Annotated in this window: 25 protein-coding genes and 1 pseudogene; 23 read left to right on the top strand and 3 right to left on the bottom strand. The window is 43.0% G+C overall.

Annotated elements, in window-relative coordinates:
* Nucleotides 1–1,026 carry a protease DdcP gene (gene ddcP / locus MOF34_RS07190; protein ID WP_268399470.1) on the top strand — a complete coding sequence of 342 codons (1,026 nt, stop codon included), beginning with the start codon at nt 1–3 and terminating at the stop codon, nt 1,024–1,026.
* 15 nt (nt 1,027–1,041) lie between these two features.
* Here ddcP and MOF34_RS07185 read toward each other — a convergent pair whose 3' ends face one another.
* Together MOF34_RS07185 and MOF34_RS07180 are read right to left on the bottom strand one after the other, a co-directional pair.
* A complete protein-coding gene (locus MOF34_RS07185; protein WP_268399468.1) occupies nt 1,042–2,289 on the bottom strand; it encodes a nucleotidyltransferase in 1,248 nt (415 codons plus the stop codon).
* Nucleotides 2,286–2,469 (bottom strand): annotated as a pseudogene (locus tag MOF34_RS07180) (hypothetical protein). The gene MOF34_RS07185 and the pseudogene MOF34_RS07180 overlap by 4 nt, the downstream one beginning before the upstream one ends.
* Nucleotides 2,470–2,496: 27 nt before the next feature.
* Between MOF34_RS07180 and MOF34_RS07175 the strand changes: the two are divergent.
* From MOF34_RS07175 to gerR, 3 genes are all read left to right on the top strand, one after another.
* The gene (locus tag MOF34_RS07175) at nt 2,497–3,015 is read left to right on the top strand and encodes a YceD family protein (RefSeq protein ID WP_019714319.1); all 519 of its coding nucleotides are present in this window, start codon (nt 2,497–2,499) and stop codon (nt 3,013–3,015) included.
* Between the two features lie 21 nt (nt 3,016–3,036).
* The gene (gene rpmF, locus MOF34_RS07170; RefSeq protein WP_003154457.1) at nt 3,037–3,216 is read left to right on the top strand and encodes a 50S ribosomal protein L32; all 180 of its coding nucleotides are present in this window, start codon (nt 3,037–3,039) and stop codon (nt 3,214–3,216) included.
* A 145-nt stretch (nt 3,217–3,361) separates the two neighbouring features.
* Nucleotides 3,362–3,943, top strand: a complete 582-nt coding sequence (gene gerR / locus MOF34_RS07165; protein WP_019714320.1) for a sporulation specific transcriptional regulator GerR — start codon at nt 3,362–3,364, stop codon at nt 3,941–3,943.
* Nucleotides 3,944–4,000: 57 nt separating this feature from the next.
* Here gerR and MOF34_RS07160 read toward each other — a convergent pair whose 3' ends face one another.
* The gene (locus tag MOF34_RS07160) at nt 4,001–4,483 is read right to left on the bottom strand and encodes an N-acetyltransferase (RefSeq protein ID WP_014113703.1); all 483 of its coding nucleotides are present in this window, start codon (nt 4,481–4,483) and stop codon (nt 4,001–4,003) included.
* A gap of 159 nt (nt 4,484–4,642) precedes the next feature.
* Here MOF34_RS07160 and MOF34_RS07155 point away from each other — a divergent pair, with 159 nt between their 5' ends.
* From MOF34_RS07155 to ftsZ, 19 genes are all read left to right on the top strand, one after another.
* Entirely contained in the window at nt 4,643–5,539 is an 897-nt protein-coding gene (locus tag MOF34_RS07155; protein WP_268399465.1) for a 2-dehydropantoate 2-reductase, read from the top strand.
* 70 nt (nt 5,540–5,609) lie between these two features.
* Complete coding sequence (gene bshC / locus MOF34_RS07150) at nt 5,610–7,229, top strand: bacillithiol biosynthesis cysteine-adding enzyme BshC (RefSeq protein WP_268399463.1); 1,620 nt, start codon at nt 5,610–5,612, stop codon at nt 7,227–7,229.
* A gap of 125 nt (nt 7,230–7,354) precedes the next feature.
* Nucleotides 7,355–7,786 carry a division/cell wall cluster transcriptional repressor MraZ gene (mraZ, locus tag MOF34_RS07145; RefSeq protein ID WP_003221402.1) on the top strand — a complete coding sequence of 144 codons (432 nt, stop codon included), beginning with the start codon at nt 7,355–7,357 and terminating at the stop codon, nt 7,784–7,786.
* A 69-nt stretch (nt 7,787–7,855) separates the two neighbouring features.
* The gene (rsmH, locus tag MOF34_RS07140) at nt 7,856–8,791 is read left to right on the top strand and encodes a 16S rRNA (cytosine(1402)-N(4))-methyltransferase RsmH (protein WP_268399461.1); all 936 of its coding nucleotides are present in this window, start codon (nt 7,856–7,858) and stop codon (nt 8,789–8,791) included.
* Nucleotides 8,792–8,827: 36 nt separating this feature from the next.
* The gene (ftsL, locus tag MOF34_RS07135) at nt 8,828–9,181 is read left to right on the top strand and encodes a cell division protein FtsL (RefSeq protein ID WP_003221405.1); all 354 of its coding nucleotides are present in this window, start codon (nt 8,828–8,830) and stop codon (nt 9,179–9,181) included.
* A complete protein-coding gene (gene pbpB / locus MOF34_RS07130) occupies nt 9,178–11,328 on the top strand; it encodes a penicillin-binding protein 2B (RefSeq protein WP_268399459.1) in 2,151 nt (716 codons plus the stop codon). The genes ftsL and pbpB overlap by 4 nt, the downstream gene beginning before the upstream one ends.
* Nucleotides 11,329–11,444: 116 nt before the next feature.
* Nucleotides 11,445–13,385 (top strand): stage V sporulation protein D, encoded by a 1,941-nt coding sequence (locus tag MOF34_RS07125; RefSeq protein ID WP_268399458.1) that lies wholly within the window; start codon nt 11,445–11,447, stop codon nt 13,383–13,385.
* A 175-nt stretch (nt 13,386–13,560) separates the two neighbouring features.
* Nucleotides 13,561–15,045 carry a UDP-N-acetylmuramoyl-L-alanyl-D-glutamate--2,6-diaminopimelate ligase gene (locus MOF34_RS07120; protein ID WP_268399456.1) on the top strand — a complete coding sequence of 495 codons (1,485 nt, stop codon included), beginning with the start codon at nt 13,561–13,563 and terminating at the stop codon, nt 15,043–15,045.
* A 111-nt stretch (nt 15,046–15,156) separates the two neighbouring features.
* Nucleotides 15,157–16,131, top strand: coding sequence for a phospho-N-acetylmuramoyl-pentapeptide-transferase (gene mraY, locus MOF34_RS07115; RefSeq protein ID WP_268399455.1), 975 nt, complete (start codon nt 15,157–15,159; stop codon nt 16,129–16,131).
* Complete coding sequence (gene murD / locus MOF34_RS07110; protein WP_268399453.1) at nt 16,132–17,487, top strand: UDP-N-acetylmuramoyl-L-alanine--D-glutamate ligase; 1,356 nt, start codon at nt 16,132–16,134, stop codon at nt 17,485–17,487. It abuts the gene before it with no gap.
* A gap of 60 nt (nt 17,488–17,547) precedes the next feature.
* Nucleotides 17,548–18,648, top strand: coding sequence for a stage V sporulation protein E (gene spoVE, locus MOF34_RS07105; RefSeq protein ID WP_268399451.1), 1,101 nt, complete (start codon nt 17,548–17,550; stop codon nt 18,646–18,648).
* A gap of 119 nt (nt 18,649–18,767) precedes the next feature.
* A complete protein-coding gene (murG, locus tag MOF34_RS07100; protein WP_268399449.1) occupies nt 18,768–19,859 on the top strand; it encodes an undecaprenyldiphospho-muramoylpentapeptide beta-N-acetylglucosaminyltransferase in 1,092 nt (363 codons plus the stop codon).
* A gap of 31 nt (nt 19,860–19,890) precedes the next feature.
* Complete coding sequence (gene murB / locus MOF34_RS07095) at nt 19,891–20,802, top strand: UDP-N-acetylmuramate dehydrogenase (RefSeq protein ID WP_268399448.1); 912 nt, start codon at nt 19,891–19,893, stop codon at nt 20,800–20,802.
* A gap of 130 nt (nt 20,803–20,932) precedes the next feature.
* Nucleotides 20,933–21,724: a cell division protein DivIB gene (gene divIB / locus MOF34_RS07090; RefSeq protein ID WP_268399446.1), complete on the top strand. Its 792-nt coding sequence runs from the start codon at nt 20,933–20,935 to the stop codon at nt 21,722–21,724.
* The gene (locus MOF34_RS07085; protein WP_268399444.1) at nt 21,721–22,416 is read left to right on the top strand and encodes a DUF881 domain-containing protein; all 696 of its coding nucleotides are present in this window, start codon (nt 21,721–21,723) and stop codon (nt 22,414–22,416) included. The genes divIB and MOF34_RS07085 overlap by 4 nt, the downstream gene beginning before the upstream one ends.
* Before the next feature lie 22 nt (nt 22,417–22,438).
* Nucleotides 22,439–23,146, top strand: a complete 708-nt coding sequence (locus tag MOF34_RS07080) for a DUF881 domain-containing protein (RefSeq protein ID WP_019714333.1) — start codon at nt 22,439–22,441, stop codon at nt 23,144–23,146.
* Nucleotides 23,147–23,163: 17 nt separating this feature from the next.
* Nucleotides 23,164–23,529 carry a small basic family protein gene (locus MOF34_RS07075; protein WP_268399442.1) on the top strand — a complete coding sequence of 122 codons (366 nt, stop codon included), beginning with the start codon at nt 23,164–23,166 and terminating at the stop codon, nt 23,527–23,529.
* A gap of 176 nt (nt 23,530–23,705) precedes the next feature.
* Nucleotides 23,706–25,028, top strand: a complete 1,323-nt coding sequence (ftsA, locus tag MOF34_RS07070; protein WP_268399441.1) for a cell division protein FtsA — start codon at nt 23,706–23,708, stop codon at nt 25,026–25,028.
* A 35-nt stretch (nt 25,029–25,063) separates the two neighbouring features.
* The gene (ftsZ, locus tag MOF34_RS07065; protein WP_019714336.1) at nt 25,064–26,212 is read left to right on the top strand and encodes a cell division protein FtsZ; all 1,149 of its coding nucleotides are present in this window, start codon (nt 25,064–25,066) and stop codon (nt 26,210–26,212) included.
* Nucleotides 26,213–26,215 lie beyond the last annotated feature (3 nt).

The following is a 26,215-nucleotide window of genomic DNA, read 5'->3' as shown; positions in this document are numbered from 1 at the left end:
TTGCTACGTAATAAACATTTTACCTGGATGCTTGTCATCCTCATTCTGATTGCCGTTTTATCATTTATAAAACTTCCATACTATATTACAAAACCGGGAGAAGCGACTGAACTTGCTTCACTGATAAAAGTGGAGGGAGGCTACCCGGAAACAGGGAGTCTGTCCTTAATGACCGTCAAAGTGGGACCGGCTAATCCGTTCACATATGTGTGGGCAAAGATGCACCCTTATTATGAAATTGTTCCTGATGAGAGCATCAAGGAAGAAGGTGAATCAGATAAGGAGTATATGAAAAGGCAGCTCCAAATGATGCGAAGCTCGCAAGAAAACGCGGTTATAGCGGCCTATGAACAGGCAGGAAAAAAAGTCAGCTATAGCTTTAACGGCATATACGCAAGCTCGGTTGTAGAAAACATGCCTGCAAAAGGGAAAATAGAAGTAGGTGATAAAATCATCAGTGCAGACGGCAAAAACTATCAGTCTGCCGAAAAACTGATTGATTATATCAGCAGTAAAAAAGCGGGAGATAAAGTCGCATTAAAAATCGAAAGAGAAGAAAAAGTAAAACGTGTCACCCTTACGTTAAAACAATTTCCTGATGAGCCGGATCGGGCAGGAATTGGAGTTTCGCTCTATACGGACAGAAACGTCAAAGTAGAACCTGATATTGATTTTGAAATCGAAAATATCGGCGGTCCGTCAGCGGGGTTAATGATGTCACTTGAAATCTATAATCAGCTGACAAAAATAGACGAAACAAAAGGCTACGATATTGCGGGAACCGGTACGATTGATGTTGACGGGACAGTAGGCCCGATCGGCGGCATTGATCAAAAAGTCGTCGCCGCAGACAAAGCCGGAAAAGACATTTTCTTCGCGCCAAATCAAAACGGCGCCAGCAATTCTGATTATAAAAATGCGGTGAAAACAGCAAAAGATATTGATTCAGACATGAAAATTGTGCCTGTTGATACGATGCAGGATGCGATTGATTATTTGAATAAGCTGAAAGCGAAAAGCACCTGATCCTCAGGTGCTTTTTTATATGTTTAAAAAACGTCGTTCATCCTCATCATATCGAATCGGCGCATGTCCGTATTCTTGCAGGTCAAACTCAGTTCTCAGCGGTTCTTCTATTGGCAGGCTGTAGATTCTGCTTGCTTTTATGTCCAGGTTGAGAGCTGGATGGGAGAATGAGGACAGTTTGCTGACAAGCGTAACAGACAGTGCTTTTTTCTTTTCCGATAAATAAGCCTGTCCTTTTTTTGTCATGCCGAGAAGCCTGATATAAGGCACTTCTTCGTCTTTAAGCAGCTTGTGCATATCTTGTTTTTTCGTTCTGGTTAAAATGTGCGTGTTCATCCGCTGGAGTCTTGTCCACGTATAACGTTTTGTTTTCAGCAGCTCCATAAATTCCTGATAAGTGCTGGCTTTTCTGATCGAACGTAGAATTCTGTGCTCTAAGCCTTCCTCCACCTCGTATACTTCCTGTAATTCCTGTGCTGTTAGAGTTGAAAGGCTGTACTTCAGGTAAGAAAAATAGCTTTCAGGTGTATGCCACAGTCCGAAAGACTTTCGGTAATGTGCTAATTCACGTGCGGATGCAACAGGCAGAAAACGAAGGCAGGCATCAAGATTCTGTTCAATCATCGCTTTTCTGATGCTTGTGGCACTTGCGATATGGTTTTCGCCTTCAGGAAGGTCGGCATCATGATAGTCCGAGGAGATGCGTGCTGTAGTACAAGGTTTCATCGAATATCCCCCGGAAAGAATAGAAGTCACATAATGGTATCCCAGAATGTTATTTGGTTTTGACAAATCAAGTGTATTTTCGGTATGTAAAATGGAGCTGAATGCGATAGCTGCCGCGGCTGGATAATTGGCACCCTTTTTAAGTTCTTCTTTAATACGCTGATCAAATGTAAGTTTATGCTTATCAATAAGCTTTGCTGTTTCTAAGAAAGGCTCAATATCACCATTTTCACTACCGAAAAACAGCGCCTCGCATCCAAGTTTGTTCAGGATGGAAACACTGCCGCGTGCAAAAATCTCCGCTTTTTGCACTGCATAAAGATATGGCAGCTCAATGACAAGATCGACTCCGCTTTGCAGCGCCATTTTTGTTCGGGCCCATTTTGATACTACAGCTGGTTCTCCGCGCTGTAAAAAATGTCCGCTCATTACCGCGACAGCCGTGTCGCATCCGGTTTGCCGCTTTGCTGTTTGGGCATGATAAAGGTGACCGTTATGAAAGGGATTATATTCAACCACCAATCCGACAGCTTTCATATTTTTTCCGCCTTTCTTGCTATGTTTAAAAACGTATGGTACATTTGCAAATGGAAACTCTTACGTCTTTTTTTGTTTAAGTGTATGCATAGCATATTCAACTGTCAATAATACTTGAATGGCAGCATTATGCTGTAAAGAAAAAATATTGACAAAAACAATCTTAAAAGCTATAATCATGTTTGTTGCTTTCATGAGGTGATACAAATGAAATGGACGATTTATCAGCTGCATCAAATGCCAAAACAAAGTTTTGAGTTTGATGAAACAGTTGAGTTAAATGAGCTGACAAAGCTGAATTCTGACATTCGCCGCATTTCTCCCGTCCGGGTGAAGGGCAGAGCGGATATCAAACCCAAACAGGTTTCGTTTGATTTTACAATTTCAGGCGAAATGATTTTGCCATGCTCAAGAACACTCGTTGATGTTCCGTATCCATTTGAAATTTCAACAAAAGAACTGTTTATATTTCATCAGACGGATGATATAGAAGATGATGACGTTCACATTGTTGAGGACGATACTATCGACTTAACTCCGATCGTGAAAGAAGAAATTCTTTTAGAAATCCCTATGCAAATCTTTTGTGAATCTGAACAAGAAAAAGGAGCTGCTCCTCAAGAAGGAAAGGACTGGCAAGTCATTTCGGAGGAAGACAAGAAGAAGCAAGTTGATCCGAGACTCGCAGCCCTTGAAAAGCTCTTAAAACAAGATGATGAATCTTAACTCTTTAAGGAGGTGGGAATAATGGCTGTACCTTTTAGAAGAACTTCTAAAATGAAGAAAAGATTGCGCCGTACACATTTCAAACTTAATGTACCTGGTATGACAGAATGTCCGTCATGCGGAGAGATGAAATTGTCTCACCGTGTATGCAAAGCATGCGGATCATACAACGGCAAAGACATAAATGTAAAAAGTAACTAATAAGAAAAGCGCAGGCTGAAAGCCCTGCGCTTTTTCTTTTTCTCTTCATGTCAGCTTGCGGAAAATTTGTGAGTGCAAATAGTCTATCTAATCTATTACCGGCATATGTATGAGATAAATAAGCTGACATGGAGGGAGATTGAATTTGACCATTACAAGACAAGATGCTTGGACTCAGGATGAGGATTTGCTGCTGGCAGAAGTGGTGCTTCGTCATATTCGAGAGGGAGGAACACAGCTTTCTGCCTTTGAGGAGGTTGGAAGGGCGCTGACCAGAACTGCTGCAGCCTGTGGTTTCAGGTGGAACTCGTATGTGAGAAAACAATACCAGTCAGGCATAGAGCTTGCGAAAAAGCAGAGGAAAGAACTGAGAAAACAAATCGGCGTACATTCTGTTAATATGCCGAATTCAGTTAAACAGGCTGCAGCGGCAGCGTCAGAAGGAAAACGAGATTTGTCCATTCAGGATGTCATTCAATTTCTCGAACAATTCAAAGAAGCACCGTCTGCACAAGACTTTCAGCTTGAAAGGGAAAAACTGAAGGAGCAAATTCAATCGCTGCAAAAAGAGCTTGAGGATTTACGGAGTGAAAATCAAACATTGAGGAACCAGCTAGAGATGACAGAAGAGGATTACAAGGCTCTGATCGATATCATGGATCGGGCCAGAAAAATGGTTGTTTCAAAAGAAGACGGAAGAATGAAAAAAGCGGCTCAAGAAACGTAATGGAACGCCTGAAATGAACCGGCCCTAGAGTAAGAAATAGGCCGGTTGTTTTTATTTCTATGCAGATTCCCCGGGTGTCATTTCATGATCCATATCGGGATGCCAGATGAGCGGGTTTTCCCCTTTGTCCCGCGCCATATCGTATTTAACAGTTTCAAAATTCATTTTATTCCAAAACTCTGCTGATTTCATTCGCGGATTTGTGCGAATTGGCATTTTGAATGATTTAGCGAATTCAACCAACGCTGTCCCGTATCCTCTGTTCTGGTAGCCCGGAAGAACTTCAAGCTTCCACAGCTCCAAGTAATCCTGGCGGTTGTCGAAATAAGGATTCGATTTGCCGTTAACTTGATACAGACTCATTCGCGCTACAAGTTTATCCCCGAAATAAATTCCGTAAAAAGGTGAGGTGCTGTCATTTTCAATAATATTATCCTGAAGATCTTCAAGCATTGAAAGTTCCTGAATGCCGTATTCTTTGAATTTCTTGAATTCTTCAAGTGTTTTATAGTTGATTAGCAGACGTTCTACCTTTACCAAACCAAACTCCCCCTTTGTTGTTTCTGCATATATTGTAAACGCTTTTTTCAAAAAATCCAAATATTTAAACTTTAGTTTTAAACACTCGGAATCTTTGAGAAGTAATTTCTGTGTACTTCTGCTATGATAATACGTAAAAGCTAAATTGGGTGTGACGTCATGAAAATTGGAATTATCGGCGGAGGTTCCGTCGGTCTTTTATGCGCCTATTATTTGTCACTTCATCACGAGGTGACTGTTGTGACAAGGCGGAAAGAACAGGCTGCGGCCATTCAGTCTGAAGGAGTCCGTCTTTATAAAGGCGGCAAAGAATTCAGCGCTGATTGCAGTGCGGACACGAGTATCAATTCGGATTTTGATCTTCTTGTCGTGACAGTGAAGCAGCATCAGCTTCAGTCTGTTTTTCCGTTGCTTGAACGGATCGGGAAAACGAACATATTATTTTTGCAAAACGGCATGGGACATATCCACAACCTAAAAGACTGGCATGTTGAACATTCCATTTATGTTGGAATTGTTGAGCACGGAGCTGTAAGAAAATCAGATACAGCTGTTGATCATACAGGCGTAGGTGCGATAAAATGGAGCGCGTTCGACGATGCTAAACCAGATCGGCTGAACATCTTGCATCAGCATAATCGCTCGGAATTTCCAATTCTTTATGAGAGGGATTGGTATCCCCTGCTGACGGGCAAGCTGATTGTAAATGCCTGTATCAATCCGTTAACCGCGTTATTGCAGGTGAAAAATGGAGAACTGCTGACAACGCCAGCTTATCTGGCTTTTATGAAACTGGTTTTTCAAGAGGCATGCCGCATTTTAAGGCTTGAAAACGAAACAGAGGCTTGGGAGCGGGTTCGGACCGTTTGCGGGCAAACGAAAGATAATCGCTCTTCTATGCTGGTTGACGTCATTGAAGGCCGGCAGACAGAAATTGATGCCATTATCGGATATTTATTGAAGGAAGCAAGACTTCACGGCCTTGATGCCGTCCATCTGGAGTTTTTATACGGCAGCATTAAAGCTTTGGAGCGAAATACAAACAAAGTCTTTTGAGCTTTTTCTGTAACATGCTATACTCATTTCGGATAACTAACTATTTATTGGAGAAAGGAAGTTCTAGAAGATGCAGCTAACTGAACTTTCCATCAAAAATCAGAATGTGTTTGTACAGCACTATATAGATGGCAAAGAAGATATGTCTTCTTTTTTTGATTACAGCATTCATAATAAGGATATGTGGGGCGAAAGACTGAAAGACTTATCCTCCCGATTTTTCGCAAGAGAGGAATTGGCGGCGTACTTATCCTCATATCATAACAAATTCGGTTCAAGTGCCATGCAGTCTGCTATTGAGAAGCTGAAGGACCCGTCAAGTGCCGCTGTTGTCGGCGGACAGCAGGCCGGACTTTTAACAGGACCGCTTTACACGATACATAAAATCATTTCAATCATTGTGTTAGCAAAGGAACAAGAAAAGCAACTGCAAGTGCCTGTCATACCGATCTTCTGGGTGGCCGGAGAAGACCACGATTTGGATGAGATTAATTTTGTCCATACATCCGAAGAGAACGGGCCTGTGAAAAAAAAACTGCCTCAGTCTTATTGGAAGAAATCTTCGGCAGCAAGCACATCGCTTGATCAGGAAAAATGTGCCGAGTGGATAGATGATGTATTTGCCGCTTTTGAGGAAACGGACCATACAAATGCACTTCTCGACAATGTAAAACGATGTTTAAGGGAATCTGTTACATTCACTGACTTCTTTGAACTGTTGATCGCGGATCTGTTCCAAGAGGAGGGGTTAGTTTTATTAAATTCTGGAGATCCGGGGATTAAAAAGCTGGAAACGGCCATGTTCCAAAAGATTCTTCGGGAAAATGATGAACTCGCCCGCGCGGTTTCAGATCAGCAGGCCTTCATGCGTGAAGCAGGCTACAAGCCGATTATCGAGTCCGGAAAAGAACAGGCGAACCTGTTTTATGAATATGAAGAAGAACGTTTTTTAATTGAGAAAGACAACGGTCATTTTGTCGTCAATGAGCTTGATCTTACATGGACGATGGATGAACTTTATACACATATGGAAGAGCATCCTGAGCGTTTTAGCAACAATGTCGTGACGAGGCCGTTAATGCAGGAATACCTCATTCCGACTTTAGCATTTATTGCAGGGCCCGGAGAAATCAACTATTGGGGTGAGCTCAAACAGGCCTTTGCGGTGATGGGCTTTAAAATGCCCCCTGTTATGCCAAGGATGAACATTACGATACTTGAACGGCATATTGAGAAAAAGCTGCTTGAACGGAATATCTCATTACAAGACGCGATTGAACGCGGAACAGAGAATCAAAGAGAGACATACTTTGAGCACCAGATTCCGGAAGAGTTTACAGCAGTGATGGATGAGGCGAAAAGCCAAATTGAAGCGATTCACAAAGCGGTCCGGCAGGAGGCGTTGAAGGTTGATCAAAGCATGGAACCTTTACTCCTGAAAAATGCCACCTTTATACAGGATCAGCTTCAGTTCTTAGAGCGTACTGTGACGAAGCGAATTGAAGAAAAAGAAGGCTATGTCCTGAAGGATTATGAGAGAATCCAAAATAGCATTAAGCCGCTTCTTGCGCCGCAAGAACGAATTTGGAATATTATGTATTATTTAAATAGGTATGGTCCAAAATTCTTCACATCATTCAAAAATCTGCCATTTTCTTTTCAAAATCAACATCAAGTTGTCAAACTTTGAAATAAAGTTTTAAAGAACCCTGAATAGTTCAGGGTTTTTTTTTATGGGTAAACAGTGTAAAATGAAGTTGTGGAGAGAAGTGGTGGATAGTGGTGAGTTAAGGAGAGAAAGTGGGGCAAGAGATCATGTTTATGGGTGAATATCAGCATACCATCGATGCGAAGGGCCGCATGATCGTACCCGCTAAATTCAGAGAAGGCCTAGGTGAGCAATTTGTGCTGACTAGAGGGCTTGACCAATGTCTCTTCGGCTACCCTATGCACGAATGGAAACAAATTGAAGAGAAACTAAAAGCACTTCCTCTCACTAAAAAAGATGCCCGTGCGTTTACCCGTTTCTTCTTTTCAGGGGCGACCGAATGCGAACTGGACAAGCAAGGCAGGGTAAATATCGCATCATCTCTATTGAATTACGCCAAACTGGAAAAAGAATGTGTTGTTATCGGGGTTTCTAATCGAATTGAATTGTGGAGTAAAGTAATTTGGGAACAATACACAGAAGAGCAAGAAGATTCATTTGCTGAAATTGCTGAAAACATGATTGGGTTTGATATATAATGATTCTTCGTGTATAACACTCTAAAAACAATTTCAATTCATCCTGATAAAAGGTGGGACCAACACAATATGTTTCAACACAAGACAGTACTTCTTCGTGAAACCGTAGACGGGCTCAATATTAAACCGGACGGTACATATGTAGACTGCACACTCGGCGGAGCTGGGCACAGTACATACTTATTGCAGCAGTTATCCGAGAAGGGGCGTTTAATCGCTTTTGACCAAGACGATATGGCATTACAGTATGCGAAAGAAGCGTTGTCCGATTATAAAGGGCAGCTTATTCTGATTAAAAGCAATTTCAGGTATTTAAAAGAATGTTTGAATGAACAAGGCATTACTGAAGTAGACGGTATTTTATTTGATTTAGGGGTGTCTTCTCCGCAGCTGGATACACCGGAACGCGGATTCAGTTACCATCATGACGCACCGTTAGACATGAGGATGGACCAGTCGGCCACACTTACGGCGAAAGAAGTCGTTAATGAGTGGCGCTATGAAGATCTCGTTCGTATATTCTTTAAATACGGCGAAGAAAAGTTCAGTAAACAGATCGCCAGAAAAATTGAAGAGGCAAGAATCAAATCTCCTATTCAAACTACGGGCCAACTGGTCGATCTAATAAAAGACGCGATTCCCGCTCCAGCGAGAAGGAGCGGAGGACATCCTGCTAAACGCGTGTTTCAGGCAATCAGAATTGCTGTGAACGATGAACTTAAGGTGTTTGAAGAGGCTTTGGAGCAAGCAATTGAGGTTCTGAAGCCAGGGGGAAGGGTATCAGTCATTACCTTCCACTCGCTTGAAGACAGAATTTGCAAATCCACTTTTAAAGAAAAGTCGTCACTTCCGGAACTTCCTCCGGGTCTTCCAGTCATACCGGAAGAGTTTGAACCGGAGCTAAAGCTCATCACACGAAAACCGATTACGGCATCTCAAGAAGAGCTTGAAGAAAATAACCGGGCTCGTTCTGCGAAGCTTCGGATTGCCGAAAAAAGAAAATAAAAACGCGAAAGCAAATTAAAAGGAGGTCATCAGCCTATGAGCAATTTAGCTTACCAACCAGAGAAACAGCAGCGGCATGCGATTAGTCCTGAGAAAAAAGTGATTGTCAAGAAAAGGGCTTCCATTACTCTCGGGGAAAAAGTGCTCCTTGTCCTCTTTGCTGCGGCGGTGCTCAGCGTATCGCTTTTGATTGTATCGAAGGCGTATGCGGCATATCAAACCAATATTGAGGTGCAAAAGCTTGAGGAGCAAATTTCAGCCGAAAACAAGCAAATTGGTGACCTCGAAAAAAATGTTGCTGATTTAAGCAAACCCCAGCGCATTATGGACATTGCGAAAAAGAACGGATTGAATTTAAAAGATAAAAAAGTGAAAAACATACAGGAATGATTCAAATGCCAAAAAAGAATAAATTTATGAATAGAGGAGCAGCGATTCTAAGTATTTGTTTCGCTCTCTTTTTCTTTGTGATCCTGGGGAGAATGGCATATATTCAAATAACCGGAAAAGCGAATGGCGAAGTTCTTGCGACAAAAGCGACAGAGCAGCATGAAAAGAAACGGACCATCGAAGCAAGCCGCGGCTCGATTTTAGACCGGAAGGGAAAAGTGATAGCAGAGGATACAGCGACATATAAACTGATTGCCATTCTCGATGAAAAAATGACCACTGATATCAAGCATCCTCAGCATGTCCAAAACAAAGAAAAAACGGCGGAAGCGCTATCTAAAGTGATAAAGATGGACAAAGCTGACATTCTTGATATCTTAAATAAGGATGCGAAACAAGTCGAGTTCGGCTCAGCAGGCCGGGATATTACGTATTCGCAAAAGCAAAAAATCGAAAAGCTGAAACTCCCGGGCATTTCATTTTTACGGGATACAAAACGCTACTATCCAAACGGCGTATTTGCATCCAATTTAATCGGCTATGCCGAGGTTGATCAAGAAACAAATGAAATTTCCGGCGCGATGGGATTAGAAAAAGTGCTGGATAAGTATTTGAAGGAGCGGGATGGATATGTGACATATGAAAGTGACAAATTCGGCTGGGAGCTCCCGAACAGCAAAAATAAAATTACAGCACCAAAAAATGGTGATAATGTATATCTAACCATTGACCAGAAAATTCAAACCTTTTTGGAAGACAGCATGACGAAAGTGGCGAAAAAGTATAATCCGAAAAAAATCATGGCTGCAGTCGTCGACCCGAAAACGGGCAAAGTGCTTGCCATGGGGCAGCGCCCAAGCTTTGATCCGAACACGCGCGATGTGACGAACTACTATAATGATTTAATTTCATATGCGTATGAGCCTGGATCAACGATGAAGATCTTTACACTTGCTGCTGCCATACAGGAGAATGTGTATAACGGCAATGAAAAGTACAAGTCTGGAACATACAAAGTAGGCGGAGGAATAGTAAGAGACCATAATGAAGGGGTAGGCTGGGGGCCAACTTCATACCATGATGGTGTAGTACGGTCTTCTAATGTGGCTTTTGCCAAATTGGCTAATGAAAAGCTAGGCTATAACCGTCTAAATGAATATCTTCATAAATTTAATTTCTATCAAAAAACGGGTATTGACTTGCCGAATGAAGTTTCAAGTAAAATGAACTTTAAATATGAATTTGATAAAGCATCGACTGCATATGGTCAAGCTTCCGCTGTTACACCAATTCAACAGCTGCAGGCTGCGACTGCGATAGCAAATGACGGTAAAATGATGAAACCTTACGTCATAGACCATATTGTTGATCCAGATACAAAGAAAACCATTTATCAAAATAAACCTCAGTCGGCTGGTACGCCAATCTCTGCAGACACCGCTAAAGAGGTTCGTAATATTTTAGGTGATGTTGTTACATCTGATATCGGTACTGGGCAGCCTTATAAAATTGAAGGATTTGATGTAGCTGTTAAAACCGGGACAGCACAAATTGCCGGGCAAAACGGTTATCTATCTGGGCGCGATAATTATGTTTTTTCTGTTATGGGAATGGCGCCTAAAGATGATCCTGAGCTGCTGATCTATGTTGCAGTGCAGCAGCCGCAATTAGAAAATGATGAAACGGGTTCAAACCCAGTATCAGAAATCTTTAACCCAACAATGAAAAACAGCCTGCACTACCTGAACATTGAACCGACTGAAACGTCTGATTCAAATAAGGAAGAAACGAAAGCGCAGACAATGCCTGATTTAACAGATCAATCGGTAACTGCTGCCCAAAAGAAAGCAAAAGAAGAGAATCTCACACCGATTGTCATCGGCAGTGATGTCGCTGTAAAAGAACAGTATCCAAAAGCAGATGAGGAAGTTCTGACCAATCAAAAGGTGTTCCTGAAAACGGGCGGCAACATCAAAATGCCTGATATGACAGGCTGGTCGAGAAGAGAGGTTCTTCAGTACGCCGAGCTGGCGGGAATTCATATTGAGGTAAGCGGACAAGGTTATGCTGTCAGCCAAAGCGTTAAGAAGGACAAAGAAATAAAAGACAAAACCGTCATCAAGGTTAAGTTTAAAAATCCGGATTAAAAAGAAAGCTTGCGTTATGCAGGCTTTCTTTTTTTATACCTTCAGTTGAGCATCGTTCTACCTGTCCGATTACAGGCATAAAATGAAACAAGCCTAAATAAGGAGTGAACGGTCTCTTGCGCGTCTCGAATGTAACGGTTAGAAAACGTTTATTATTTGTTTTGCTTTTTGGCGTGATCGTGTTTTTGATCATTGATACTAGGCTGGGGTATGTTCAGTTTGTGATGGGCGAGAAACTGACTTCGCTGGCGAAAGATTCCTGGAGCAGGAACTTGCCGTTTGAGCCGGAGAGAGGCGAGATTCTGGATCGGAACGGTGTAAAACTCGCAACAAACAAAAGTGCGCCGACCGTATTCGTCGTGCCGCGCCAAGTCCAGAATCCAATGAAAACGAGCAAGCAGCTGGCGGCGGTATTAAACATGTCAGAAGAAAAAGTATATAAGCATGTGACGAAAAAAGCGTCAATTGAAAAGATAACTCCGGAAGGAAGAAAGATATCAAATGAAAAGGCGAAAGAAATTAAAGCGCTTGATTTAAAGGGAGTGTATGTAGCGGAGGATAGTATCCGCCATTACCCGTTCGGCAGCTATTTATCTCATGTGCTTGGATTTGCCGGTATTGACAACCAAGGACTCCTTGGACTTGAAGCCTATTACGACGATGATCTCAAAGGTGAAAAAGGGTCTGTTAAGTTTTATACGGATGCCAAGGGGAAGAAAATGCCTGATGAAGCGGATGACTACACGCCGCCTAAGGACGGGCTTGATATGAAGCTGACAGTTGATTCAAAGGTTCAGACGATAATGGAAAGAGAGCTTGATAACGCTGAGGCCAAATACCACCCTGACGGTATGATTGCCGTCGCCATGAATCCGAAAAACGGAGAAATATTGGGAATGGCGAGCAGACCTGACTTTGACCCGGCTGATTATCAATCGGTCGATCCGTCAGTCTACAATCGGAATCTTCCGGTATGGAGCACGTATGAGCCGGGATCTACCTTTAAAATTATTACACTTGCAGCAGCACTAGAGGAGCAAAAAGTAAATTTAAAACGTGATCAATTTTACGATAAAGGGCATGCGGAAGTGGATGGAGCGAGACTGCGGTGCTGGAAAAGAGGCGGACACGGGCTGCAAACGTATCTAGAAGTTGTACAGAACTCCTGTAACCCGGGGTTTGTTGAATTAGGCGAACGCTTAGGAAAGGAGAAGCTTTTCAAATATATCAAAGACTTTGGTTTTGGGCAAAAAACGGGAATTGATCTGCAGGGCGAGGGAACAGGAATTTTATTCCCGCTTGACAGAGTAGGGCCGGTGGAGCAAGCGACTACGGCTTTCGGACAGGGGGTATCTGTCACGCCGATTCAGCAGGTTGCAGCCGTATCTGCCGCTGTAAACGGAGGAACGCTCTACACACCTTATATTGCAAAGGAATGGATTGACCCTGTAACGAAAAAAACAGTTAAAAAACAATCACCAATCGCAAAGAAACAAGTTATTTCTGAGGGGACATCAAAACAAATCCGTTATGCACTAGAGAGCGTCGTCGCGGAAGGCACGGGCCGCAATGCATTTGTTGAGGGGTATCGTGTCGGCGGTAAAACGGGAACTGCACAAAAGGTTAAAGATGGAAAATACCTTGAAAACAACCATATTGTATCATTTATCGGTTTCGCGCCGGCTGACGATCCGAGTCTTGTCGTCTATGTCGCGGTAGATAACCCGAAAGGCACGATTCAGTTTGGCGGAACGGTTGCAGCGCCAATTGTCGGTAATATTATGAGAGACAGCCTGCCGGAGCTTGGTGTGAAGCCTCGGAAAAATCAAATCGAGAAAAAATACCAATGGAACGACACAAAAACAGTAGAAGTTCCGAATGTTGTAGGGATGTCTGTCTCAGATCTTGAGTCACTTTTGGTGAATCTCAATGTGGATGCTTCCGGGAAAGGAAGCAAAATCGTTAAACAATCGCCAGCTGCCGGAACGAAAGTAAAAGAGGGCTCAAAGATACGCGTTTATTTGACTGAAGAAGATGAAAAGGAGGCAGCCGATTAATTCGGGCTGCCTTTTATATTATTGCAGAAAAATTGCTGATATCTTTCAAGATTAGCTGGATGTATCCTTTTATTTACGCTAAAATATGAACTGTATGCTTAAAATCATTATCACATCAGTTGACGTGACTTCAATGATAAAAAGAACGAACTAGAATGTTGAGAGGTTTGATACGATGAAACTTACAAAGCTGCTTACATATTTAACAACCGAACCATCTGTAAACGACTCACAAGACCCTGAAATAACTTCAATTGAGATGGACTCCAGAGAAGTAAAAGAAGGGAGTCTTTTTGTATGTGTAAAAGGGTATACGGTGGATGGCCATGATTTTGCGCAAAAAGCAGTAGAAAACGGTGCAGCGGCTATTGTGGCAGAAAGAGAGCTCGATGTGGATGTGCCTGTCATTATAGTCCGGCGGTCACTGCGAGCGCTGAGCGTTTTGTCGGATGCGTTTTACGGACAGCCGACTAAGAAGCTCCAGCTGATCGGAATCACAGGTACAAACGGCAAAACATCAACGACCCATATGGTCGATGAGATTATGAAAAAAGCGGGAAAACGCACAGGCCTGATCGGTACCATGTACATGAAAATCGGTGATGAAACAATTCCCGTTAAAAACACGACTCCGGAAAGCGTCACACTGCAGAAAACGTTTAAGAAAATGAATGACAAGCAAGTAGACACTGCCATCATGGAAGTTTCTTCTCACGCTTTGTCTTTGGGACGTGTTCATGGGTGTGATTATGATGTTGCCGTGTTTACGAATTTAACGCAGGACCATCTGGACTACCATAAAACGATGGATGAGTACCGACAGGCAAAAAGCCTGCTCTTTTCTCAGCTTGGCGGGGCTTTCAACCACGAACATCCAAAGCGTGCCGTACTGAATGCTGACGATGAGGCGAGCGCTTATTTTGAAAAGGTAACCGCAGCGCATATCTCTACATACGGAATTAAAAACAATGCTGATGTGATGGCGAAGAACATCACGATCACTGCACAAGGAACAAGCTTTGATCTTGTGACAATGATAGGCACTAAGCACATTACAATGTCGCTTGTCGGACAATTTAATGTGTATAATGTGCTGGCAGCTGTTGCAACATGTATCGCAGCGGGCATTCCGTTTGATACCATTACCGCAGCTGTTGAAGAATTGCATGGTGTAAGAGGCCGATTTGAATTGGTCAATCAGCAGCAGGAGTTTCCGGTCATTGTAGATTACGCACACACGCCGGACAGCCTTGAAAATGTGCTGAAGACTTGCAGGGACATGACGGAAGGAAAGCTTTTTGTCGTTGTTGGCTGCGGGGGAGACAGAGATAAGACGAAACGCCCGAAAATGGCTAGAATTGCTGTGGAGTTGGCTGACGAACCGATTTTCACTTCAGATAATCCGAGAAGCGAGGATCCCCGCGCGATTTTAAGAGATATGGAAGCTGGCGTTGAGAACGAATACTATCACAGCATTGCAAACCGCGAGCAGGCGATCTTTTTCGCGATTGCCAATGCCAAAAAAGGTGACGTTGTTCTTATTGCCGGAAAAGGACACGAAACCTATCAGCAGATTGGAAGCGAAACTTTCGATTTTGACGATGCTGAAGTGGCGGCGAGAGCCATTGTCGAACTCAATAAAAATAAGACAAATTCATAGGAAAGAGATGTTATGGAATAATGGAGCTTGAAAAGATGTTTCATATGGAAAAAAATCATGAATATGATAACTACGTATGTCGTTTGAAAGAAACAGGAGGAGAAAAGGACAATGCTTGAGCAAGTCATTCTGTTTACAATTTTAATGGGATTTTTAATTAGTGTTCTGCTCTCTCCAATTCTTATTCCGTTTTTAAGAAGATTAAAATTCGGCCAGAGTATTAGAGAAGAAGGACCGAAATCACATCAGAAAAAATCAGGGACGCCGACAATGGGCGGGGTCATGATCATACTTTCTATCATTGTGACAACAATTGTTATGACACAGAAGTTTTCAGAAATAAGCCCGGAAATGGTGCTGCTACTGTTTGTTACGCTCGGCTACGGGTTGCTTGGCTTTTTAGATGATTACATCAAGGTCGTCATGAAGCGCAACCTTGGATTGACGTCAAAGCAAAAGCTGATCGGGCAAATTATTATTGCGGTTGTATTTTATGCCGTGTACCATTACTACAATTTTGCGACGGACATTCGAGTGCCCGGAACTGACTTGTCATTTGATCTTGGCTGGGCTTACTTTATCCTGGTGCTCTTTATGCTTGTCGGCGGATCAAATGCAGTTAACCTGACTGACGGTCTTGACGGTCTATTATCCGGTACGGCTGCGATTGCTTTTGGCGCCTTTGCTATCCTGGCATGGAATCAGTCTCAATATGACGTAGCGATTTTCTCAGTTGCCGTTGTCGGTGCAGTGCTGGGCTTCCTCGTATTTAATGCTCATCCGGCCAAAGTCTTTATGGGAGATACGGGATCGCTTGCATTGGGAGGAGCTATCGTTACCATTGCCATCTTAACGAAACTAGAGATCCTGCTGGTTATCATCGGCGGTGTATTCGTTATCGAGACATTATCCGTTATTCTGCAGGTTCTCAGCTTTAAAACGACAGGTAAACGAATCTTTAAAATGAGTCCGCTTCATCACCATTATGAGCTTGTCGGCTGGTCTGAATGGAGAGTAGTCGTGACGTTTTGGGCTGCGGGACTTTTGCTTGCCGTTTTAGGAATTTACATCGAGGTGTGGTTATAAGTGGAAAACGATCAATTTTTACAGAATCAGCATTTTTTAATCCTTGGTCTCGCGAAAAGCGGGTATGCGGCGGCATCCATTCTTCATGAAAAAGGCATTTATGTTGCAGTCAACGACCAAAAGCCTTTTGAAGAAAACGAACCAGCGCAAAAGCTTTCTGAAAAAGGAATCGAGGTTGTTTGCGGGGAGCATCCAGTTTCTCTGTTCGATCAGCATCAAATCACAGTTCTGATCAAAAACCCGGGAATTCCTTATGAAAATATTATGGTTCAGGAAGCGGAAAAAAGAGGCATTCCGGTTTGGACGGAAATTGAGCTCGCTTACTACTTGACAAACGCCAAGTTTATCGGGATTACCGGATCAAACGGAAAAACGACCACGACAACGCTGATTTATGAAATGCTCAAAGCTGACTCGCAAAAGGCACTGATTGCGGGGAACATCGGCACAGTCGCAAGTGAGGTTGCCTATCATGCTGATGGGGATGAATGGATCGTTACTGAACTGTCTTCGTTTCAGCTGATGGGAACACACGCTTTTAGACCGGAAATCAGTCTGATTTTAAACGTGTTTGACGCTCATTTGGATTATCACCATACGAGAGAAAACTATGAAAAAGCGAAACAGAAAGTGTATCTTCATCAGACTGCCTCAGATAAAGCCATTGTCAACCAGAATGATGAAACTGTCGTGCGTCTGGCTGAAGCAGGAAAAGCCGAAATCATCCCATTTTCAGTCACCAAAACGCTTGAACAGGGCGCTTATGTAAAAGACGGTATGATTATGTTTAACGGCGAAGCCATTATTCCTCTGGAAGAGGTTGTGCTGCCCGGCGCTCATAATTTGGAGAACATTTTAGCTGCTATTGCAGTTGTGAAAACAGCAGGAGCGTCCAACGAAGCAGTCAAAAAGGTGCTGACAAGCTTTACTGGCGTGAAGCATCGTCTCCAATATGTCACAACAGTGAAAGGCCGCAAATTTTATAATGACAGTAAGGCGACAAACATTTTGGCGACAAGCAAGGCGCTTTCAGCGTTTGACAAACCGGTCATCTTGCTTGCGGGCGGACTGGATCGCGGAAATGGTTTTGACGACTTAAAACCATATATGAAACATGTCAAAGCAGTGCTAACATTTGGCCAGACAGCGCCGAAACTTGAGAAGCTCGGCAATGAGATGGGAATACAACATGTCAAACGTGTCGATAATGTTGAACAAGCAGTATCTGCGGCGTTTGCGCTCTCAAATGAAGGAGATGTCATCCTGCTGTCACCTGCGTGTGCGAGCTGGGATCAATTCAAAACATTTGAAGAACGTGGTGACATGTTTATACATGCCGTGCATATGCTTAAGTAAGGGCTTGTCTTGGAGTAAATCGGCAGCCCTAATGACTTTAAGCTTGGGGTGTCGATTGCTTTGACTACTAAAAAAACATCGCCTGATTTCTTATTGGTCATCATTACGTTATTATTATTAACAATCGGGTTAATTATGGTGTACAGTGCGAGTGCGGTATGGGCAGATTATAAATTTGACGACTCATTCTTTTTCGCGAAACGGCAGCTGCTGTTTGCGGGAATCGGCGTCATTGCCATGTTTTTTATCATGAATGTTGATTATTGGACTTGGAGGACATGGTCCAAGCTGCTATTGGTTATCTGCTTTTTCCTTCTGGTGCTTGTTTTGATACCGGGCGTTGGCATGGTGCGAAACGGTTCAAGAAGCTGGATCGGAGTCGGGGCATTCAGCATACAGCCATCAGAGTTTATGAAGCTTGCGATGATCGCATTCCTTGCTAAATTTCTCTCTGAAAAACAAAAAAACATCACATCGTTCAGACGGGGATTCGTCCCGGCACTTGGCATCGTGTTTTCAGCGTTTTTGATTATCATGTGCCAGCCTGACCTCGGAACGGGAACGGTGATGGTCGGAACTTGTATTGTCATGATTTTTGTAGCCGGCGCGCGAATCGCCCATTTTGTCTTTCTAGGGCTGATTGGCCTTAGCGGATTTGTCGGGCTCGTACTATCGGCCCCATATCGGATTAAGCGGATTACCTCCTACTTAAATCCGTGGGAAGACCCGCTCGGAAGCGGTTTTCAAATCATTCAATCGCTTTATGCAGTGGGGCCGGGCGGATTGTTTGGAGTGGGACTTGGACAAAGCAGACAGAAGTTCTTTTATCTGCCTGAGCCTCAAACAGACTTTATTTTCGCCATCTTGTCAGAGGAGCTTGGCTTTATCGGGGGAACGCTTATTTTGCTTCTCTTCAGTGTTCTGCTGTGGAGAGGGATCAGAGTTGCGCTCGGTGCCCCTGATCTGTACGGAAGCTTTGTCGCAGTCGGCATTATTTCAATGATTGCTATTCAAGTCATGATTAATATCGGTGTAGTAACGGGTCTTATTCCGGTAACAGGCATCACGCTCCCGTTTTTGAGCTACGGAGGCTCTTCATTGACCCTGATGCTGATGGCTGTCGGCGTGCTGCTGAATGTGAGCCGCTACTCGAGGTATTAATGAATGTATTGCCAGGCGTCCTATGAACAGGAAGCTGGGAACCAATTGATGCGATAACCCTGTCCAACAAAACAGGGTTATCGCTATGTTATAGAGAAACTTAGACTGGGGGAAGAGATATGCGAATTGCAATAAGCGGAGGCGGTACAGGAGGACATATTTATCCTGCGCTTGCTTTTATTAAAGAAGTTCAGCGCCGTCATCCTGATGTGGAATTTTTATATATCGGAACAGAAAACGGACTGGAGAAAAAAATTGTTGAGCGGGAGAATATACCGTTTCGTTCAATTGAGATTACAGGATTTAAAAGAAAGCTGTCATTTGAGAACGTCAAAACTGTGATGCGTTTTCTGAAGGGTGTAAAAAAGAGCAAGTCGTATTTAGCGGAATTTAAGCCCGATGCCGTGATTGGAACGGGCGGTTACGTATGCGGGCCGGTTGTCTATGCCGCTGCAAAAATGGGAATTCCGACTATTGTCCATGAACAAAACAGCCTCCCGGGCATCACGAATAAGTTTCTTTCAAAATATGTTAATAAAGTAGCGATATGTTTTGAAGAAGCAAAATCACATTTTCCTAGCGAGAAAGTTGTTTTTACGGGAAACCCGAGAGCTTCTGAAGTCGTCTCAATAGAGACGGGCCGATCAATGGACGAATTTGGGCTTTCTGAAGAGAAAAAAACAGTTTTAATCTTCGGAGGAAGCCGAGGCGCTGCACCGATTAACCGTGCTGTCATTGACATGCAGGATGCGCTGAAAACAAGAGACTATCAAGTGCTGTATATCACCGGTGAGGTTCACTATGAAAAAGTGATGAGTGAGCTGAATAGCAAGGGTGCCGCTGATAATATGGTCACAAAGCCGTTTCTTCATCAAATGCCAGAATATTTAAAGGCCATTGATGTCATTGTGGCCAGAGCCGGTGCGACGACGATTGCCGAAATTACTGCTCTCGGAATCCCAAGTGTTTTGATCCCAAGTCCATATGTAACAGCGAATCACCAGGAGGTCAATGCGAGATCTCTCGGCCAGCATGATGCGGCGATTGTTCTGAAAGAAACAGAGCTTAGCGGTGAAAAGCTGATTGATGCGCTCGACCGGATTGTATTGAATGAGCAAACGTTAAAGGAAATGAGCGAACGGACAAAGTCACTCGGTGTTCCTGATGCGGCTGCCCGTTTATACAGCGTACTCGAAGAATTGAAAAAATAATAGAAAAGCAAATGGAATGCGGAGGTTTACGATGGAGAAAGTGATACAGGAATTAAAAGAACGCGAAGTCGGCAAGGTTCTTGCAAACGAACCGCTCGCGAATCATACAACGATGAAAATCGGCGGACCTGCGGATGTATTGGTCATTCCAAGCAGTGTAGATGCTGTCAAAGATATCATGGACGTGATTAAAAAATATGATGTGAAGTGGACAGTCATCGGCCGCGGATCGAATCTTCTTGTTTTAGATGAGGGAATCAGAGGCGTAGTGATTAAGCTGGGTGCAGGTCTTGACCATTTGGAGCTTGAAGGGGACCAAGTAACGGTCGGAGGCGGTTATTCAGTGGTCCGTCTTGCTACATCATTGAGCAAAAAAGGCCTGTCCGGTTTGGAATTTGCTGCGGGTATTCCTGGATCAATCGGCGGAGCGGTTTACATGAATGCCGGCGCTCACGGCTCTGATATGAGCGAAATCCTCGTCAAAGCACATATTTTGTTTGAAGACGGTACGATTGAGTGGCTGACAAATGAGCAGATGGATTTCAGCTACAGAACATCTGTATTGCAAAAGAAACGGCCGGGCGTTTGCCTTGAAGCTGTTCTGCAGCTGGAGCAGAAGGATAAAGAATCAATCGTTCAGCAAATGCAAAGCAATAAAGACTACAGAAAAAATACACAGCCGTATTCAAGCCCATGTGCGGGAAGCATATTTAGAAATCCGCTTCCGAATCATGCTGGAAACCTTGTAGAAAAAGCTGGCTTGAAAGGATATCAAATCGGCGGTGCAAAGATATCGGAAATGCACGGAAACTTCATCGTCAATGCGGGCGGAGCTTCAGCAAAAGATGTGCTTGATCTCATTGACCATGTGAAAAAGACAATCCGTGAAAAATACGAGATTGATATGCACACAGAGGTTGAAATCATCGGCGAAAATCGCTGATTCAAGTTCTGGCTGAAGCTGTTCTTATGATATACTGTAAGCAAATGACAAACGGCATCCATAGTATGCCGTTTGTTTTGGAATAGACAGACTTTTAACAGCTGTTTCATTTGAATGAGGTGAACAGGCAATGAACCCGGGTCATGAACAAGAAAAAATCGTAAACATAGAGGAACGGATTCCTAAAATTAAAGAGCAGCGGAAACAGAAGGCCAACCGCCGTCTCATTTCATTTATTATGCTCTTTTTTATTATGGTGCTGATCATCGTGTATCTGCAGACGCCAATCAGTAAAGTATCAACAATCTCTATTACAGGGAATGAGAATGTATCCAAAAAGGAAATTATCGACCTTTCCGATATTAACAGCGGAGATACTGAGTTTTGGAGTTTGGACAAGAAAAAAACAGAAAAGAAGATTCAGCAAAATAAATTAGTGAAAAAAGCGGAGATCAGCAAATCGCTTCCTAATAAAATCAACATTGCGATTGAAGAATATAAAGCGATTGCTTATTTAGAAAAAGACGATGTGTACTATGAAGTGCTTGAAAACGGTTCAGTGCTGCCAAACGAAGTAACGCCGGATGATGCGGGACCGATACTGGTAAATTGGACAAACGCGAAGAAACGGTCTCAAATGGCCAAGCAGCTCGATGCTTTGTCAAATTCGTTAAAACAGTCGATTTCAGAAATTTATTATACGCCAGTAAAAATGGATGAAAACCGTATTAAGTTGTACATGAACGACGGTTATGTTGTCACTGCGTCTATTAAAACCTTTGCAGACCGTATGAAAACATATCCTTCTATCATTTCGCAGCTTAGCAGCAATAAAAAAGGAATTATTCATTTAGAAGTTGCTACCTATTTCGAAGAGTTTGGAAAAAACGATAAAGCTGCTAAAAAGGAAGATGAAAATTGAGGGGCAAATCAGCAGTCCTCCTTTCTTTGATTATGCTTATCGCAGGCTTTTTGATTTCATTCTCCTTTCAAACGGCAAAAGAAAAAAACAAAAGCGCGGGTGAGACGGAAGAATGGAAAAAAGAATATGCGTTGAGAGATGAACTCTTGAAACAGGAGAAAGAAAATAAAAATCTTGAAAAAGAATTATATCAAAAGCAAAACAAAGTCCGTCAGGCAGAAAATAAACTGAAGAAAGAAAAGACGGAATACTATAACGTCCTCGAAGATACAGAAAAATACAGAATGTACATTGGGGAAGTCGGTGTGCAGGGAAAGGGCATTGAGGTGACCTTGGAGGATGCGTCGTACATACCGGAAGGGGAGAATGTGAACAGTTACATCGTTCACGAAAGCCATATCTTTCAAGTGGTAAACGAATTGTATATCTCTGGTGCGGCGGCCGTCGCCGTTAATGGCCAGCGTTTGACATATGATTCCTATATCAAGTGCAATGGTCCTGTTGTAACGGTAGACGGGGTACAGTACCCCGCCCCATTTACGATATCTGCTATTGGCGATCCTGATGTCCTGCTGCCTTCGTTAAATATAGCAGGAGGCCTGATTGATCAGCTGTCAATGGATCATATTTCTGTTTCCGCAGAAAAAGAGAAAAACGTACAAATGAAACCGATTCTGAAAACGAAGGAATGATTGAAAAAGCGGGTGAAACGGATTGAAAATAAAGCGTTCCTTCATAAGCATCAGTGTGCTTATGGTCATTTTCGGCCTCATGATAGCTGTTCAGTTTAACTCATTGAAGCACCCTCAAGTCCGAGACACAAGAGATATGTGGGATATAAGGGAAGAGCTGACGTCAGAGCAGAAGAAGCAGGAAAAACTGCTGGCTGAAATAAACAAATATGATAAACTGCTCAATAGCTATTCGCAAACGAAAGAAATGACAAAAGAAACCGCGCTTAATAATACCTTGCAAACCTTAAAAAAAACAGCCGGCATGACCGATATAACTGGTAGCGGAATTGTCATCACCATTTCCCCGCTGTTTTCTGAAAGCTTAACAGGAGAGCCGATCGAAAATCCGCCTCCGGATTTGCTGAAGAAGCTGATCAATGAACTCAACTCCTTCGGTGCAGAACATATCTCGATTAATGAGCGAAGAGTTGTGAATCATACGGTCATAAGGGATATAAACGGCACAACGAAAATAGACGGATACAGCCTTGACGATTATCCTTTAAAAGTAAAAGTGCTTGCCGAAGATCCGGACATGCTGTACAGCAGAGTGAAGGGATCAGGACTTGAGGACCTTTTTGCATCTGAAAATTTAGCATTAAAGGCCGGTAAATCTGACAGCAACCTGACACTAAAAGCATATGACAGACCATTAGACGTACAACAGCTGAAACCGCTTAAAGACTGAAAAGGAGGAGAATTGTCATGTGGCTGCCCGTGCTGGGACTGGTGCTCGGAATAGCGATCGGACTGATGACAAACCTAACGATACCGAGTGAATATTCAAACTATTTGTCACTTGCCGTGCTTGCCGCACTTGATACTTTAATTGGCGGAATCAGGGCGCATTTACAAGGTACATATGATGAAATGGTATTTGTTTCCGGTTTCTTTTTTAATATTATATTGGCAATAAGTTTAGCTTTTCTGGGAGTCCATCTTGGTGTAGACTTGTATTTAGCAGGTATATTCGCATTTGGAGTCAGATTATTTCAGAATATAGCCGTTATCAGAAGAAATCTACTAACAAAGTGGAGTCTTTCTAAAAAAAATAAAAAAAATGTGATATAAAAGAGGATATACATAGGATATAACGAATATTTTCAATAAACATAAAATGTGATTAGCATATAAGGAATATTCCGTTGTTATTTTTTTTGTTACACACTTGTAAAGCCACATTCATTGTATTGTTGTTCCGCAAATAATAGAATAGAAATGATCGAAATGTGAGGAGGTGCCATAGAATGAACAACAATGAACTTTACGTCAGTCTTGACATCGGTACGTCCAATACAAAAGTGATCGTCGGAGAAATGACAGATGATTCCCTTAATATTATCGGTGTGGGAAATGTACCGTCTGAAGGGTTGAAAAAAGGCTCAATCGTTGATATAGATGAGACTGTTCATTCTATAAGAAAAGCGTTTGACCAAGCTGAAAGAATGGTAGGTTTTCCGCTTAGAAAAGCTATTGTCGGCGTTAATGGAAATTATATCAATATTCAAGATACAAACGGTGTCGTAGCAGTTTCCAGTGAAAATAAGGAAATTCAAGTTGAAGATGTGCGCCGTGTCATGGAGGCAGCACAGGTTGTTTCAATACCGCACGAACAGCTGATTGTAGACGTCATTCCTAAACAGTTTATCGTTGATGGAAGAGATGAAATCACCGACCCGAAAAAAATGCTGGGTGTGCGTTTAGAAGTTGAGGGCACCTTGATCACCGGTTCAAAAACAATCTTACATAACTTACTCCGCTGTGTTGAAAGAGCCGGTATTGAAATAACTGATATTTGTCTTCAGCCGTTGGCAGCAGGTTCTGCTGCATTATCAAAGGACGAAAAAAACCTTGGTGTGGCTCTCATTGATATAGGGGGAGGGTCAACAACCATTGCCGTATTCCAGAACGGACATCTCACTTCTACCCGTGTCATTCCTCTCGGAGGCGAAAATATCACCAAAGATATTTCCATCGGATTGAGAACGTCAACAGAAGAAGCAGAACGCGTGAAAAAGCAATTTGGACATGCCTACTATGACGAAGCCTCGGAAGATGAAGTATTTGAGGTAACCGTTATAGGCACCAATCAAAAACAAACATTTACACAGCAGGAAGCAGCGAATATCATTGAAGCAAGACTAGAAGAGATTCTTGACATTGTTTCAGAAGAGCTTAGCAGTATGGGCATTACCGATCTGCCGGGAGGCTTCGTGCTGACAGGGGGACAAGCAGCAATGCCGGGTGTCATGTCATTGGCACAGGATGTGCTGCAAAACAATGTCAGAGTGGCAAGCCCGAATTATATCGGTGTAAGAGATCCTCAATATATGACGGGAGTGGGCCTGATCCAATTCGCCTGCGGAAATGCAAGAATTCAAGGCAGAAAAATAGGCTTCAAGATGCCTGAAGAAGCGTTACAGGAAATTGCAGTCTCATCATCAGAGGAACAAGAGCAGCATCATCACCAAAATGAGGTGCAGCAGCGGCCAAAAGGAAAACAAAAAACACAAGCCGAACATAATAAACAGAGCAAAATGAAAAAACTATTAAGCATGTTTTGGGAATAGATAGATAGTCATTCGGCAGATTAGGAGGATTTAGCATGTTGGAGTTCGAAACAAACATAGACGGCTTAGCATCAATTAAAGTAATCGGAGTAGGAGGCGGCGGTAACAACGCCGTTAACCGAATGATTGAAAATGAAGTGCAAGGAGTAGAGTACATTGCGGTAAATACGGACGCTCAAGCTCTTAACCTGTCAAAAGCAGAAGTGAAAATGCAAATCGGCGCAAAACTGACTAGAGGATTGGGAGCAGGTGCGAATCCGGAAGTCGGAAAAAAAGCCGCTGAAGAAAGCAAAGAGCAGATTGAAGAAGCGTTAAAAGGCGCTGACATGGTATTCGTGACAGCTGGTATGGGCGGCGGAACAGGAACAGGTGCTGCACCGGTTATCGCCCAAATCGCGAAAGACTTAGGCGCATTAACAGTTGGAGTTGTTACAAGACCGTTTACATTCGAAGGACGCAAAAGACAGCTTCAGGCTGCAGGCGGAATCTCAGCAATGAAAGAAGCGGTGGATACACTGATCGTGATCCCGAACGACCGTATCCTTGAAATTGTTGATAAAAACACACCGATGCTTGAAGCATTCCGCGAAGCGGATAATGTACTTCGCCAAGGGGTTCAAGGTATTTCAGACTTGATTGCTACACCTGGTCTTATCAACCTTGACTTCGCTGATGTGAAAACCATCATGTCAAATAAAGGATCTGCTTTGATGGGTATCGGTATTGCGACTGGAGAAAACCGCGCGGCAGAGGCAGCGAAAAAAGCAATCTCCAGCCCGCTTCTTGAAGCGGCCATTGACGGTGCGCAAGGCGTCCTTATGAACATCACTGGAGGAACAAACCTCAGCCTATATGAAGTTCAGGAAGCAGCAGACATTGTCGCTTCTGCATCTGACCAAGATGTAAACATGATTTTCGGTTCTGTTATTAATGAAAATCTAAAAGACGAAATTGTGGTGACAGTGATTGCGACTGGTTTTATTGAACAAGAGAAGGACGTGACGAAACCTCAGCGTCCAAGCTTAAACCAAAGCATCAAAACACATAATCAAAGTGTTCCAAAGCGTGAGCCAAAACGTGAGGAGCCTCAGCAACAAAACACAGCAGGCCGTCATACTTCACAGCCGGCTGATGATACGCTTGACATCCCGACATTCCTAAGAAACCGCAATAAACGTGGCTAATGT

The organism is Bacillus sp. T17B1 (assembly GCF_026796395.1).
GTDB classification, from domain to species: Bacteria; Bacillota; Bacilli; order Bacillales; family Bacillaceae; genus Bacillus; species Bacillus spizizenii_A.
The sequence above is the reverse complement of the archived record's forward strand: the minus strand, read 5'-3'. Positions and strand labels throughout refer to the sequence as shown.

Bases quoted from the DNA above. Each gene is read 5' to 3' on its own strand.
- ftsL (WP_003221405.1), top strand. From the start codon at position 8,828: ATGAGCAATTTAGCTTACCAACCAGAGAAACAGCAGCGGCATGCGATT.
- MOF34_RS07075 (WP_268399442.1), top strand. From the start codon at position 23,164: ATGTGGCTGCCCGTGCTGGGACTGGTGCTCGGAATAGCGATCGGACTG.
- MOF34_RS07175 (WP_019714319.1), top strand. From the start codon at position 2,497: ATGAAATGGACGATTTATCAGCTGCATCAAATGCCAAAACAAAGTTTT.
- mraY (WP_268399455.1), top strand. From the start codon at position 15,157: ATGCTTGAGCAAGTCATTCTGTTTACAATTTTAATGGGATTTTTAATT.
- bshC (WP_268399463.1), top strand. From the start codon at position 5,610: ATGCAGCTAACTGAACTTTCCATCAAAAATCAGAATGTGTTTGTACAG.
- pbpB (WP_268399459.1), top strand. From the start codon at position 9,178: ATGATTCAAATGCCAAAAAAGAATAAATTTATGAATAGAGGAGCAGCG.
- ftsZ (WP_019714336.1), top strand. From the start codon at position 25,064: ATGTTGGAGTTCGAAACAAACATAGACGGCTTAGCATCAATTAAAGTA.
- rpmF (WP_003154457.1), top strand. From the start codon at position 3,037: ATGGCTGTACCTTTTAGAAGAACTTCTAAAATGAAGAAAAGATTGCGC.
- MOF34_RS07185 (WP_268399468.1), bottom strand. From the start codon at position 2,289: ATGAAAGCTGTCGGATTGGTGGTTGAATATAATCCCTTTCATAACGGT.
- mraZ (WP_003221402.1), top strand. From the start codon at position 7,355: ATGTTTATGGGTGAATATCAGCATACCATCGATGCGAAGGGCCGCATG.
- murG (WP_268399449.1), top strand. From the start codon at position 18,768: ATGCGAATTGCAATAAGCGGAGGCGGTACAGGAGGACATATTTATCCT.
- murB (WP_268399448.1), top strand. From the start codon at position 19,891: ATGGAGAAAGTGATACAGGAATTAAAAGAACGCGAAGTCGGCAAGGTT.
- rsmH (WP_268399461.1), top strand. From the start codon at position 7,856: ATGTTTCAACACAAGACAGTACTTCTTCGTGAAACCGTAGACGGGCTC.
- divIB (WP_268399446.1), top strand. From the start codon at position 20,933: ATGAACCCGGGTCATGAACAAGAAAAAATCGTAAACATAGAGGAACGG.
- MOF34_RS07120 (WP_268399456.1), top strand. From the start codon at position 13,561: ATGAAACTTACAAAGCTGCTTACATATTTAACAACCGAACCATCTGTA.
- MOF34_RS07155 (WP_268399465.1), top strand. From the start codon at position 4,643: ATGAAAATTGGAATTATCGGCGGAGGTTCCGTCGGTCTTTTATGCGCC.
- ftsA (WP_268399441.1), top strand. From the start codon at position 23,706: ATGAACAACAATGAACTTTACGTCAGTCTTGACATCGGTACGTCCAAT.